We start from the raw sequence: 13,892 nt of genomic DNA, 5'->3' as shown, positions 1-13,892 counted from the left end.
TCCGGCCGTTCGACGGAAAACCGGTGCCGTGCCGTCGGACCCGCATGCGATGCTCGGGGCCGTGGAGACCAGGTCCGTGAGCCCCGTGTTCGTCGGCCGTGCCGAGGAACTGGGCACGCTGCACGACGCGCTCGTACGCGCCCGCGAGGGCGAGCCGCAGGCGCTGCTCATCGGCGGGGAGGCCGGAGTCGGCAAGACCCGCCTCCTCGAGGAGTTCGCCGCCGCCGCCCGCCACCGCGGGGCGGTGGTCGCACTCGGCGGCTGCGTGGAGATCGGCGCCGACGGGTTGCCCTTCGCCCCCTTCTCCACCGCCCTGCGCGCCCTGCGCCGCGAACTTCCCGGCGAGCTGGCCGCGGCGGCCGCCGGCCAGGAGGAGGAACTGGCCCGGCTGCTGCCCGAGCTGGGCGAGTCGAGGGCCGGGCGGCACGACGAGGACGGCATGGCCCGCCTCTTCGAGCTCACCGCACGCCTGCTGGAGCGCGTCACCGCCGAGCACACCGTCGTCCTCGCCCTGGAGGACCTGCACTGGGCCGACGCCTCCACCCGCCATCTCCTCTCCTACCTCTTCCGCACCCTGCGCACCGGCCGCCTGGTCGTCCTCGCCACCTACCGCTCCGACGACATCCACCGGCGCCACCCGCTCCGGCCCCTGCTCGCCGAACTCGACCGGCTCCGCACGATCCGCCGCCTCGAACTCGCCCGCTTCACCCGCGACGAGGTGGGCCGCCAGGTCGCCGGGATCCTCGCCCACGAACCCGAGCCGGACCGGATCGACGCGATCTTCGAACGCTCCGACGGCAACGCCTTCTTCGTCGAGGAACTCGCCGTCGCCGCCCACGAGGGCTGCCGGACCGGCCTGACCGACTCCCTGCGCGACCTGCTGCTCGTCCGCGTGGAAGGACTGCCGGAGACCGCCCAGCAGATCGCCCGGATCGTCGCCGAGGGCGGCTCCACCGTCGAGTACCGGCTGCTGGCCGCCGTCGCCCGCCTCGCCGAGGACGATCTCATCGAGGCGTTGCGGGCCGCCGTGAACGCGAACATCCTCACCCCCGCACCCGGCGGCGACGGTTACCGCTTCCGCCACTCCCTGGTCCGCGAGGCGGTCAGCGACGACCTGCTCCCCGGCGAACGCTCCCGCCTCAACCGCCGCTACGCCGAAGCCCTGGAGAGCGACCCGGCCCTCGTCCCCGCCGACCAGCGGGCGACCCGCCTGGCCAGCTACTGGTACCACGCCCACGACGCCGCCAAGGCCCTGCCCGCCGTCCTCGAAGCCTCCGTCGAGGCCCGCCGCCGCCACGCCTACTCCGAGCAACTCCGCCTCCTGGAGCGGGCGATGGAACTGTGGGACGCCGCCCCCGACGCCGTCCGCCGCACCCTGCGCCCCGTGGACGACGCCGAGGTCTACCCGCCCTGCGGCTGCGACCCGGCCACCACCGCGCTGCGCTACCTGGACCTGCTGGCCGAGGCGGCCGTCGCCGGGCGGCTCTGCGGGGAGCGCGAGCGCGCCCTGAAGATCACCAAGCGGGCGCTGCGTCTGCTGGAGGACGAGGACGACCACCTGCGCACCGCCTGGTTCTGGATCCAGCGCTCCCGGCTGGTGCAGGGACTGGCCCGGGGCGACGGCTGGAAGGAGATCGCCACCGCCCAGGAACTGGTCCGTGGCCTGCCGCCGTCGGAGGTGCACGCGGAGGTGCTGGCCACGGCCGCCCACTGGTCGATGCTGCACGAACCGGGCCCGGACGCCCTGACCGCCGCCGAGCGGGCCGTCGAGTACGCGCGCATGGTCGGCGCCGACGACATCGAGTCCAACGCCCGTCTCACCCTCGGCGGGCTCATGGTCGACGCCGGGCAGATCGACGCCGGGCTCGGCCACATGTACGACGTCAGGGACGAGGTGATCGCCCGCGGCCTCGCCGCCGTCGTGGGCCGCAGCCATGTGAACCTGCCCTCCGTCCTCGAAGGTGTCGGCCGCTCCGAGGAATCCGTCGGCATCCTGCGTGAGGGCCTGCGGCTGACGGGGAGGATGGGCCTGCGGGACGCCGAGGCCTGGATCTGGAGCAACCTCGCCGAGTCGCTCATCTCCCTCGGCCGCTGGGACGAGGCCGCCGACGCCGCCGGCAACGCCCAGCGGCGCGGCCAGACGGCAGGTCCGCACGGGTCCGGCGCCAACTGCCTGGCCTACCTGGCGCTCGCGCGCGGGCAGGTGCCCGAGGCGGCCCGGCATCTCGCCCAGGGCCGCGCCGCCTACGGCTCGCACGACCCCATGCCGCAGCACGACCTGCCGATCTCCTGGCTCACCATCGCGCTCGCCGCCGCCGAGGGCCGCCTGGCCGACGCCCGCGCCGAACTGGCCCGCACCCTGGAGCCCGGCTTCCCGCTCGGCACCCAGCGCTACGCCTGGCCGCTGCTGCTCCAGGCGGCCACCGCCGAGGCCGACGCCCGGGCGCTGCCCGCCGCCCGCGACGGCCGCGAGCAGGTCCTGGACGGCATACGCTCCACCGCCAAGCGCCTCACCACCCACGCCCCCGTCTGGCTCGCCCACGAGCGGTGGGTCCGCGCCGAACTCCACCGTGCGGAGGGCCGGAGCACCCCGGACACCTGGTCGGAGGTGGTCACCGCCTTCGAACCCCTGGGCCGTCCCTACGACCTCGCCCGCGTCCGGCACCGCCTGGCCGAGTCCCTGCTGACGGGCGCCGGCGAGGACGATCGCGAGCGCGCCACGGAACTGCTCCGCCTCGCCCACACCGTCGCCCGTCACCTCGGCGCCCGGCCGCTCGCCGACGCCGCCACCGCGCTCGGCCGACGCGCCCGCCTCCCGATCACCCCCGCCCCGGAACCCGGCCCCGCGCCCGCCGACCCCGCCGATGCCCTCGGCCTCACCAGCCGGGAACGGGACGTACTGCGCCTGGTCGCCGCCGGCCACACCAACCGCCGCATCGCCCAGGAGCTGTTCATCTCCCCGAAGACGGCGAGCGTGCACGTCTCCAACATCCTGGGCAAGCTCGGCGTCTCCGGGCGGGGCGAGGCGGCGGCGGTGGCGCACCGGCTGGGGCTGTTCCCGGCCGAAATGCTCATGCCCGGTCCGGCGGGCTGAGGCATACGCTGTAAGGGACGTCGCGGATGCCATGAACCCCGCGGCCCAGGGAGGCACCAGTTGTTCAACGTGTTCGAGGAACTGTTCTCGCCCGGGCGCAAGCACACCCGCGACGAGCAGAACCGTCTGGAGCTGACCCGCGAGGACGTCGGGGACGGCGATCCCGGACGCGGGCCGATAGATCTCGCGTCCGGAAAGGTCGTCGTACGCCCGCCCGACGAGGAGTCCGAGAACCCCGGCAGTTAGGGGCCGTTACGTCACCCGCAGTTCCAGGATCCGGTCGTCCCCGGCCTTCGGGCCGCCCCGGCCATCCGTGTTGCTGGTCACCAGCCACAGCCGGTCGCCGCCCGCCGCCACCACCGTGCGCAGCCGGCCGTACTCGCCCTCCAGGAAGGCCTGCGGTTCGGCCGAGGCCTCCGTGCCGTTCAGCGGGATGCGCCAGAGCCGCTTGCCGCGCAGGCCCGCCATCCAGATCGAGCCCTCGGCGTAGGCGATGCCGCTGGGGGAGGCCTCCGCCGTCGTCCACTGGTCGATCGGGTTGTGGAACCCCTTGGCGTCGGACCGGCCCTCGGCCTCCGGCCAGCCGTAGTTGTCGCCCGGCTTGATCGCGTTGAGCTCGTCCCAGGTGTCCTGCCCGAACTCCGAGGCGAACAGCCGCTGCTTGCCGTCCCAGGCCAGGCCCTGCACGTTGCGGTGGCCGTACGAGTACACCGGCGAGTCCGGGAAGGGGTTGCCCGGCGCCGGCTCGCCCTCCGGCGTCAGGCGCAGGATCTTGCCACCCACGGAGTCCTTGTCCTGGGACAGACCGGTGTCGCCGCTCTCGCCCGTGCCCACGAAGAGCATCTTGTCGGGGCCGAACTGGATGCGGCCGCCGTTGTGGATGAAGCCCTTGGGGATGCCCTTGTAGACGGTGTCGGGCGCGCCGAGCTGCTCGCCGGCCGGCTTCTGCTCGTCGTAGATCATGCGGACGATGCGGTTGTCGGACGCCGAGGTGAAGTACGCGTAGACCATGTGGTCCGAGGCGTAGTCGGGGGAGAGTGCGATCCCGAGGAGGCCGCCCTCGCCGGCCGCCGAGACCCCCGGCACCTCGCCCAGTTCGGTCTTCTTGCCGGTCTTCTCGTCGACCCGGACGATCGTCGCGTCGTCCCGGGAGGAGACGAGCAGACCGCCGCCCGGCAGCGGAGCGAGTCCCCAGGGGGAGTCCAGGCCCTCGGCGACGGTGCGTACCACCTTCACCGACCCCTGGGCGGGAGGCGTCTCCTCGGCGGCCTGCCCCGGCGGCGCGGACGACCCGGCTGCCGTACGACTCGGGGTGGTGCTCGCCTGCGTGCCGGACGAGCCTCCGCTGTCGGAGGAACAGCCGGCCGTCAGCAGGAGCGCGGCGGCGGCCAGCACGGCCGGGACGGCTCGACGTTGCACGATCATGGTCCCTTCGACGGGGCGGATCCTCTCCCTGTCATACACCGCCGGCGGCTCCCAGGTTCCCGATCACGGAACCCCGGACCGGGAAGGACGGGGTTTGCCCGAAACGCACCGGAGGCGGAACCGGGCCTCAGTCCCAGGACCCCTGGGCCGGCGGCAACCCGGCTATCTCCTTGAGATCGTCGGGGGTCAGGCGCACCGCCGTCGCGGCCGTGTTCTCCGTGACCCAGCGCTCCTGCTTCGTGCCCGGCACCGGGACCACGTGCGGGCCCTGGGCCAGCACCCACGCGAGGGCGACCTGGCCGGGCGTCACGTCCGTGCCGTGCCGGCGGGCGACGCGGCGCAGGCCCGCGACGACCGGCTGGTTCGCGGCCATCATCTCGGCCGTGAAGCGGGGGTGCCAGGCGCGCGGGTCGTCCGCCTCGAAGCCGGCGCCGGGCCGCAGCCTGCCGGTCAGGAAGCCGTTGCCGAGCGGCATCGCGGCGAGGAAACCGACGCCCCGCGTCCGGCACCAGGGCAGCAGGGTCTCCAGTGCCTCCGGTGACCACACCGACAGCTCCGCCTCGACAGCGCTCACCGGGAAGACCTGCTGCACCCGCTCCAGCTGGCGGATCGTTCCGTCGTGCAGCCCGGCCCCGGACCGGCGCCCGGCCCGCGCGCCCACCGCGCACAGGCCCAGCGCCCGCACCTTCCCGGCCTGGACCAGCTCCGCCATCGCGCCCCAGGTCTCCTCGACCGGCACCTCGGGGTCGGCCCGGTGCAGCTGGTAGAGGTCGATGACGTCCGTCTGGAGCCGTCGCAGCGACGCGTCGCAGGCGCGCTTCACGTACCCGGGGCGGCCGTTGGCGACGATGTGCTGGTCGCCCACGAGCAGCCCGACCTTCGTCGACACGAACGCGTCGGACCGTCGCTCCTTCAACGCCCGCCCCAGCAACAGCTCGTTGGTGAAGGGCCCGTACATGTCGGCCGTGTCCAGCAGGGACGCGCCCAGGTCCAGCGCCCGGTGCACCGCCCTCAGCGACTCGTCTCCGCGCCGCCTCGACGCGCTGTAGGCCCAGCTCATCGGCATGCACCCGAGTCCGACGGCCCCCACCGCGAGCGCCGCCGCGCCGATCGTCCTGCGCTCCACCTGGTCGTGACCCTCCCTGTTCGAGCCACCCCAACCTAACCTCTGCCGTCGCACGCTCCTGACATAGCCTCCAGAGCATGACTGCTGACGTGTGGCTGCCCATCCCGCCGGACGAGATCGAGGGTCTCCCCGAGGGCCCGGACTACCGCTTCTGGAACGGGGGGGAGGACTTCCCCGCGGACCCCGCCGACTGCGCCTTCTACGTCGTCCCCTACATGAAGCCCAGTCCGCTGTGCGTACGTCCCATGGGACGGATGGGCAACGTCCGGGTCGTACAGACCCTCTCCGCCGGGATCGACCACGTGGAGCCCGGACTCGGGCAGCTGCCGGCGGGCGTGCGGCTGTGCAATGCGCGCGGGGTGCACGAGGCCAGTACCGGCGAGCTCACCCTCGCGCTGATCCTGGCCTCGCTGCGCGGGATCCCCGACTTCGTCCGCGCGCAGGACCGGGGGGAGTGGCTCGGCGGGTTCCGCCCGGCGCTCGCCGACAAGAACGTCCTCATCGTGGGATACGGCTCGATCGGCGAGGCCATCGAGGACCGGCTCGTTCCGTTCGAGGTGGCGCGGGTGGCGCGCGTCGCGCGCTCCGCGCGCACCACGGCGCGCGGTCCGGTGCATCCGCTCACCGAACTCCCCGCGCTGCTGCCGGAGGCGGACGTCGTCATCCTCTCCACCCCGCTCAACGAAACCACCCGTGGCCTGGCCGGAGCCGACTTCCTGTCCCGGATGAAGGACGGCGCGCTCCTCGTCAACGTCGCCCGCGGCCCGGTCGTCGACACCAAGGCCCTGCTCGCCGAGCTCGAGACCGGCCGCATCACCGCCGCCCTCGACGTCACCGACCCGGAGCCGCTGGCGCGCGAACACCCCCTGTGGCGTGCGCCGGGGGTACTCATCAGCCCGCACGTCGGCGGACCCACCTCCGCGTTCCTTCCGCGCGCCAAGCGGCTCCTGGTGGACCAGTTGAACCGTTATGTGAACCGGGAGCCGCTCCGCAACGTGATCCTTACGACGGGTGCATCAACCGACTGAGAGACCTTCGAGTACCGTCCGCAATCCTTCGGGTGCGGTGGGTACTCATATATCTGTTGATCGTCACGGAGCGTAGAGAACCTATGTCCCTGAGTGACGAGACTGGTGTATCGTCCCGACAGGGGCTGCGCCGGGGACTGTTCGGCGCCGGGGACGGACACTTGGGACTGTGAGGGGGGCGACAGGCGATGCACGGCCTTTGGACGAGCGATCCGACGGGGCGGGGCTGCCGGCGGCGACCCTGGCGGACGGCCGCGGGCAGACGCGGTCAGCACGCCGATCACGTCGGCCACCACACCCACCACGGCGAACACCGCGCCGAGCGCGGCCATCACCACCTCAGGCCCGGCAGCCGCAGAAGGCATGACCAGCCGGTCCACCGGGACCCGCGGGACCCGGGAGTGGCGCGGACCGGGAGGGCCCGGTGACCGCGCCCTCCACCCCCACGCTGGACGGAGCGCTGCGGGCACAGCCTCCGTCCCCGGGCGCGCTGCTGCCTCGTACGCCGGCCCCCGGCCACCGGCCGAGCCTGGCCCTCCAACTCGTCCTCGCCCTGGCCTGCGCGGGCTACGTCGTCGGTTCCGCGTTCGGCTGGGGGTCGTACGAAGTGGCCCTGTTCATGGGCGACTTCGGGTTGAGCGCCGCGGCCGGCACCGCCGCCGTCTCGTGCTTCCTCTACGCCCGCAGCCGCCGCACCCGCTTTCGACCCGCCTGGCTGCTGTTCGGACTCTCCTCGACCATGGCCTCCCTGGGCAACCTGGTCTGGGGATGGTACGAGGTGGTCCTCGGACTGCCCGTGCCCAGCCCCAGCTACGCCGACCTGTTCTTCCTCTGCTTCGCGCCGCCCGCGATCGTCGGACTGCTCGTGCTCGCCAAGCGGCCGGTGACCAAGGCCGGCTGGGTCTGCCTCGGGCTGGACGCCTGGCTGATCGGCGGCTCGCTGCTGACGCTGGCGTGGAGCCTCGCCCTCGCCCAGGCCGCGAAGTCGGAAGGCCCCGGGGTGGCGCACATCGCGCTGTCGCTGGCGTATCCGCTGCTCGACATCGCGCTGGTCAGCATGGTGCTCGCCCTGCACTTCAGGCGGTCCGCGGTGAACCGCTCCGCGGTCAACACCGCCATCGGCGCGCTCGCGCTGACCGTGATGTGCGACGCCCTGTTCACCTCGCCGCTGCTGCACCACGACTACCGCTCCGGGCAGCTGCTCGACGCGGGCTGGTTCGCGGGCTCGCTGCTCCTGGCGTACGCCCCGTGGGCGGCGCCCCGCGCGGAAGGCGACCGGCACGGCCCCGACCGGCACGTCGGCACGGGCCGCACCCGCGTGGTGCACGAGCACGTGCCGGGGCAGCGCAGCGGACCCCACCACCAGGCCCTGCCCGGAGCCGAGCACAGCCGGTACCCGGCCGCCCGGCCCATCGCCGGCTCCCTGGCCGCCCTCACGCCGTACCTCGCGGCCGCCGTGTGCACGCTGGGGATCCTCTACAACGTCCTCAACGGCCGCAGCGTCGACCGCGTGGTCCTGCTGACCGGAGGCACGGTGGTGCTCGCGCTCGTCGTGCGCCAGGGCATCATGCTGCTCGACAACATCACCCTCACCCAGGAACTGGCGCAGAAGGAGAACCACTTCCGCTCCCTGGTGCAGGGCTCCAGCGACGTCATCATGATCGCCGCGCCCAGCGGTGTCCTGAGGTACGTCTCCCCGGCCGCCGCAGGCGTGTACGGCCGCTCGGCGGAGGAGCTGGTGGGTACGGAACTGGCCAACCTCATCCACCCCGAGGACCTGGGCTGCGTCGTGCACGAGGTGCGCAGGTTCCTCGCCGCCAACCCGGTCGAGGAACCCACCACCCGCATCGAGTGCCGCTTCCGCTCGGGCGACGGCGGCTGGCTGAACGTCGAGTCGACCGTCAACCGGCATCACGGCGGCCTCATCTTCAACAGCCGCGACGTGACCGAACGGGTGCGGCTCCAGGCCCAGTTGCAGCACAACGCCGAGCACGACCCGCTCACCGACCTGCCCAACCGCGCCCTGTTCACCAAGCGCGTCCAGCACGCCCTCTCGGGCCGCCGCGCCTCCGACCGGGGCGTGGCCCTGCGGAACACGGCCGTGCTGTTCATCGATCTCGACGGCTTCAAGGCCGTCAACGACACCATCGGACACCAGGCCGGGGACGAACTGCTCGTCCAGGCCGCCCGCAGGCTCCAGGACTCCGTCCGGCACGGCGACACCGCGTCCCGGCTCGGCGGGGACGAGTTCGCGGCCCTGATCGCCGGGGACAACACCCGCGACCGGGACGCCCGGGAGCGGCACATACTGGAGCTCGCCGACCGGCTCAGGACGACGCTGTCCCAGCCCTACCTCATCGACGGCAACGATGTCCGGGTCAACGCCTCCATCGGCGTGGCCTTCGCGGAATCCGGCCTCGGCGCGGGCGAACTGCTGCGCAACGCCGACCTGGCCATGTACCGCGCCAAGGCCGGCGGCAAGGGCCGCGTCGAGCTGTACAAGCCTCAGATGCAGCAGGACGTCGTCCGCAAGGCGGAGCTCGCCACCCGCCTGCGGGCCGCGCTGCACGACGGGGAGTTCGCCCTGCTGCACCAGCCGGTGGTGTCCCTGGGGGACGGCCGGATCGCGTCGGTGTCCGCGCAGGCCCGCTGGCGTTCCTCGCAGGGGGTGCTCTTCACCCCGGCGGAGTTCCTGCGGGTGGCCGAGGACAGCGACAAGGCCGCCGAGCTGGGCCGGTGGATGATCGAGGAGGCCGTCGAGCAGGCCGCCGAGCGGCACGCGGCCGGGCTGTCCGTGCCGGTCGTCGTGCGGATGAGCGCCCGCAGGCTGCTGGACCGCTCCATGCCGCTCGGCACGATCGAGGCGCTGCTCACGCGGCACGGGCTGCCGTCCGGGTCGCTGATCATCGAGCTGTCGGACGCCGACCCCAGGGTCTCCCTGGACGAGCTGGAGCGGCGTCTGGGCGCCCTGCGGCGGGTCGGCGTACGGATCGCGCTCGACGGGTTCGGCAGCGGCTACGCGGCGATCACGGCGCTCCGGCGCCTCCCCGTCGACGTCCTGAAGCTCGACCGCGGTCTGGTCGAGGGCGTCGTCGAGTCCGCCCGCCTGCACAAGATCACCAGCGGGCTGCTGCGCATCGCGGGCGACCTCGGGCTGAAGTCCGTGGCCGAAGGGGTGGATCTGCCCGAGCAGGTCATCGCCCTGCGCGCGATGGGCTGCACACACGGACAGGGCATGGCGTTCTCCGGGCCGCTCGACGAGTACCGGCTGCGCCGGGCGCTCGCCACCGGCCGGTACCCGGTGCCGAACGGACCGGCCGAACCGGCGTTCGCGGGCGGCTCCCCGCGGCTGTACAGCTCGGGGGTCTCCGCCGTCATCGGAGGCGGGACGGTCCTCCGCTCACATAATGAGACTCCCGTCCCACCCACTTGACAGTGGGTGCGTGCCGGGGGGAGGGTCAGTGCCATGCGCACCCGAATTCTCGTACTTGGAAAGCGCGTCGGCTGACGCTGAGCCTCGACCGCTCAGCGACCCCACCCGGCGCGCTCCCCTCGCTTGCCTTATGGCACGAGGGGTTTTTTGTTGCACAGGCACCCCTGGTGCAGCAGCCGCAGACCGTACAAACCTCGCAAAAACCCTCAGCATCTGAGAAGAGAATGCCGATGACCGAGCAGGCCACCGGGGCCCACCACCCGCAGCCCCGGCCCCGATCCGGAGGACACTCCGCCCCCGAGCAGGTGACGGGCGCGCAGTCCCTCATCCGCTCTCTCGAGGAGGTCGGCGCCGACACGGTATTCGGCATTCCCGGCGGTGCGATCCTCCCGGCCTACGACCCGCTGATGGACTCGACCCGGGTGCGCCACGTCCTGGTCCGGCACGAGCAGGGAGCCGGTCACGCCGCCACCGGCTACGCGCAGGCCACCGGCAAGGTCGGCGTCTGCATGGCCACCTCGGGCCCCGGCGCCACCAACCTGGTCACCCCGATCGCCGACGCGCACATGGACTCGGTGCCGATGGTCGCGATCACCGGCCAGGTGGCGTCCAAGGCGATCGGCACGGACGCCTTCCAGGAGGCGGACATCGTCGGCATCACCATGCCGATCACCAAGCACAACTTCCTCGTCACCAAGGCCGAGGACATCCCGCGGATCATCGCCCAGGCGTTCCACATCGCCTCCACCGGCCGCCCCGGCCCGGTGCTGGTCGACATCGCCAAGGACGCCCTCCAGGCGAAGACCACCTTCTCCTGGCCGCCCGCCATGGACCTGCCCGGCTACCGCCCGGTGACCAAGCCGCACGCCAAGCAGATCCGCGAGGCCGCCAAGCTGATCACCCAGGCCAAGCGGCCCGTCCTCTACGTCGGCGGCGGTGTCATCAAGGCACACGCCACCGCAGAGCTCAAGGTTCTCGCCGAGCTCACCGGAGCGCCCGTCACCACCACCCTGATGGCGCTCGGCGCATTCCCCGACAGCCACCCGCTGCACGTGGGAATGCCGGGCATGCACGGTGCGGTCACCGCCGTCACCGCGCTGCAGAAGGCCGACCTGATCGTCGCCCTCGGAGCCCGCTTCGACGACCGCGTCACCGGCAAGCTGGACAGCTTCGCCCCGTTCGCCAAGATCGTCCACGCGGACATCGACCCGGCCGAGATCGGCAAGAACCGTGCCGCCGACGTGCCGATCGTCGGTGACGCCCGCGAGGTCATCGCCGACCTGATCCAGGCCGTCCAGAAGGAGCACAGCGAGGGTCACCAGGGCGACTACAGCGCCTGGTGGAAGGACCTGAGCCGCTGGCGCGACACCTACCCGCTCGGCTACGACCAGCCCGAGGACGGCTCGCTCTCCCCGCAGCAGGTCATCGAGCGCATCGGACAGCTCGCCCCCGAGGGCACGATCTTCGCGGCGGGTGTCGGCCAGCACCAGATGTGGTCCGCGCACTTCATCCAGTACGAGAAGCCCGCGACCTGGCTGAACTCCGGCGGCGCCGGAACGATGGGCTACGCCGTGCCGGCCGCCATGGGTGCCAAGGCCGGCGCCCCGGACAAGGCGGTCTGGGCGATCGACGGCGACGGCTGCTTCCAGATGACCAACCAGGAGCTCACCACCTGCGCCCTGAACAACATCCCGATCAAGGTGGCCGTCATCAACAACGGCGCCCTCGGGATGGTCCGCCAGTGGCAGACCCTCTTCTACAACCAGCGGTACTCCAACACCGTCCTGCACTCCGGCCCGGACGACGTCAACCCGACGGCCCGCGGCACCCGCGTCCCCGACTTCGTGAAGCTGTCTGAGGCCATGGGCTGCTACGCGATCCGCTGCGAGTCCCCGGACGACCTCGACAAGGTCATCGAGGAGGCGAACTCGATCAACGACCGCCCGGTCGTCGTCGACTTCATCGTCCATGAGGACGCGATGGTGTGGCCGATGGTCGCCGCCGGCACCTCCAACGACGAGATCATGGCCGCCCGGGACGTCCGCCCCGACTTCGGCGACAACGAAGACGACTGAGAGCCGTAAAGGAAGCAGATCATGTCCAAGCACACGCTCTCCGTCCTGGTGGAGAACACCCCCGGCATCCTGGCCCGGATCGCCGCCCTGTTCTCCCGCCGCGGCTTCAACATCGACTCGCTCGCGGTCGGTGTCACCGAGCACCCCGACATCTCCCGCATCACCATCGTCGTCGGCGTGGAGGACCTGCCGCTGGAGCAGGTCACCAAGCAGCTCAACAAGCTCGTCAACGTGCTGAAGATCGTCGAGCTGGAGCCGTCGCAGGCGGTGCAGCGCGAACTCGTCCTGGTGAAGGTGCGCGCCGACAACGAGACGCGCTCCCAGATCGTCGAGATCGTCCAGCTGTTCCGCGCCAAGACCGTCGACGTCTCCCCGGAGGCCGTCACCATCGAGGCCACCGGGTCCGGCGAGAAGCTGACCGCGATGCTCAAGATGCTGGAGCCGTACGGCATCAAGGAGCTCGTCCAGTCCGGCACGATCGCGATCGGCCGCGGTGCCCGATCCATCACGGACCGGTCGCTGCGCGCCCTGGACCGGTCGGCGTAAGACCTGAAGCGGGCGGTCGGCGCGCCGTCGGCCGCCCGTATTCCGAGACCCTGAGACTTCCCTTCCGCCCCCCGTCATACGGTGGGACGCAACACCTGCACTCCCGAGGAGAGAACCCAAAGTGGCCGAGCTGTTCTACGACGCCGACGCCGACCTGTCCATCATCCAGGGCCGCAAGGTCGCGGTCATCGGGTACGGCAGCCAGGGCCACGCCCACGCGCTGTCGCTCCGTGACTCGGGTGTCGACGTCCGCGTCGGTCTGCACGAGGGCTCCAAGTCCAAGGCCAAGGCCGAGGAGCAGGGCCTGCGCGTGGTGAGCCCGTCGGAGGCCGCCGCCGAGGCCGACGTCATCATGATCCTCGTCCCGGACCCCATCCAGGCCGAGGTCTACGAGAAGCACATCAAGGACAACCTGAAGGACGGCGACGCCCTGTTCTTCGGCCACGGCCTGAACATCCGCTACGGCTTCATCAAGCCCCCGGCCGGCGTCGACGTCTGCATGGTCGCCCCGAAGGGCCCGGGCCACCTGGTCCGCCGCCAGTACGAGGAGGGCCGCGGCGTTCCCTGCATCGCCGCCGTCGAGCAGGACGCCACGGGCAACGGCTTCGCGCTGGCCCTGTCGTACGCCAAGGGCATCGGCGGCACCCGCGCCGGCGTCATCAAGACGACCTTCACCGAGGAGACCGAGACCGACCTGTTCGGTGAGCAGGCCGTCCTCTGCGGTGGCACCGCGGCGCTGGTCAAGGCGGGCTTCGAGACCCTGACCGAGGCCGGCTACCAGCCGGAGATCGCCTACTTCGAGTGCCTGCACGAGCTGAAGCTGATCGTGGACCTCATGTACGAGGGCGGCCTGGAGAAGATGCGCTGGTCGATCTCCGAGACCGCCGAGTGGGGCGACTACGTCACCGGCCCGCGGATCATCACGGACGCCACCAAGGCCGAGATGAAGAAGGTCCTCGCCGAGATCCAGGACGGCACCTTCGCGCAGCAGTGGATGGACGAGTACCACGGCGGCCTGAAGAAGTACAACGAGTACAAGAAGCAGGACTCCGAGCACCTGCTGGAGACCACCGGCAAGGAGCTGCGCAAGCTCATGAGCTGGGTCGACGAGGAGGCGTAAGCCGCCTGCCCGAGGGGCCGGAGCATCCCCGCTCCGGCCCCTTCG

General features: G+C 71.9%; 9 protein-coding genes. 7 read left to right on the top strand and 2 right to left on the bottom strand.

Features of this window, described 5'->3' with window-relative positions; translation table 11 throughout:
• Nucleotides 1-49: 49 nt before the first annotated feature.
• Both BJ965_RS11385 and BJ965_RS11380 read left to right on the top strand, forming a co-directional pair.
• Nucleotides 50-3,094 carry a helix-turn-helix transcriptional regulator gene (locus BJ965_RS11385; RefSeq protein WP_184917060.1) on the top strand — a complete coding sequence of 1,015 codons (3,045 nt, stop codon included), beginning with the start codon at nt 50-52 and terminating at the stop codon, nt 3,092-3,094.
• A gap of 60 nt (nt 3,095-3,154) precedes the next feature.
• The gene (locus BJ965_RS11380) at nt 3,155-3,340 is read left to right on the top strand and encodes a DUF6191 domain-containing protein (protein ID WP_184908546.1); all 186 of its coding nucleotides are present in this window, start codon (nt 3,155-3,157) and stop codon (nt 3,338-3,340) included.
• 6 nt (nt 3,341-3,346) lie between these two features.
• Here the strand turns inward: BJ965_RS11380 and BJ965_RS11375 are convergent, their stop codons facing one another.
• Nucleotides 3,347-4,519, bottom strand: a complete 1,173-nt coding sequence (locus tag BJ965_RS11375; RefSeq protein WP_184908545.1) for a PQQ-dependent sugar dehydrogenase — start codon at nt 4,517-4,519, stop codon at nt 3,347-3,349.
• A gap of 127 nt (nt 4,520-4,646) precedes the next feature.
• Nucleotides 4,647-5,645: an aldo/keto reductase gene (locus BJ965_RS11370; protein ID WP_184908544.1), complete on the bottom strand. Its 999-nt coding sequence runs from the start codon at nt 5,643-5,645 to the stop codon at nt 4,647-4,649.
• A gap of 77 nt (nt 5,646-5,722) precedes the next feature.
• Here BJ965_RS11370 and BJ965_RS11365 point away from each other — a divergent pair, with 77 nt between their 5' ends.
• From BJ965_RS11365 to ilvC, 5 genes are all read left to right on the top strand, one after another.
• Nucleotides 5,723-6,673, top strand: coding sequence for a 2-hydroxyacid dehydrogenase (locus BJ965_RS11365; protein ID WP_184908543.1), 951 nt, complete (start codon nt 5,723-5,725; stop codon nt 6,671-6,673).
• A gap of 424 nt (nt 6,674-7,097) precedes the next feature.
• Nucleotides 7,098-10,106 carry a putative bifunctional diguanylate cyclase/phosphodiesterase gene (locus BJ965_RS11360; protein WP_184908542.1) on the top strand — a complete coding sequence of 1,003 codons (3,009 nt, stop codon included), beginning with the start codon at nt 7,098-7,100 and terminating at the stop codon, nt 10,104-10,106.
• 224 nt (nt 10,107-10,330) lie between these two features.
• Nucleotides 10,331-12,181, top strand: a complete 1,851-nt coding sequence (locus BJ965_RS11355; protein ID WP_184908541.1) for an acetolactate synthase large subunit — start codon at nt 10,331-10,333, stop codon at nt 12,179-12,181.
• Between the two features lie 21 nt (nt 12,182-12,202).
• Nucleotides 12,203-12,727 carry an acetolactate synthase small subunit gene (gene ilvN, locus BJ965_RS11350; RefSeq protein ID WP_003993148.1) on the top strand — a complete coding sequence of 175 codons (525 nt, stop codon included), beginning with the start codon at nt 12,203-12,205 and terminating at the stop codon, nt 12,725-12,727.
• A gap of 121 nt (nt 12,728-12,848) precedes the next feature.
• Complete coding sequence (ilvC, locus tag BJ965_RS11345) at nt 12,849-13,847, top strand: ketol-acid reductoisomerase (protein ID WP_030851456.1); 999 nt, start codon at nt 12,849-12,851, stop codon at nt 13,845-13,847.
• Nucleotides 13,848-13,892: the final 45 nt, after the last annotated feature.

The organism is Streptomyces luteogriseus (assembly GCF_014205055.1).
GTDB lineage: Bacteria > Actinomycetota > Actinomycetes > Streptomycetales > Streptomycetaceae > Streptomyces > Streptomyces luteogriseus.
Note: the sequence above shows the minus strand (reverse complement) of the source record. Positions and strands in the feature narration are given on the sequence as shown.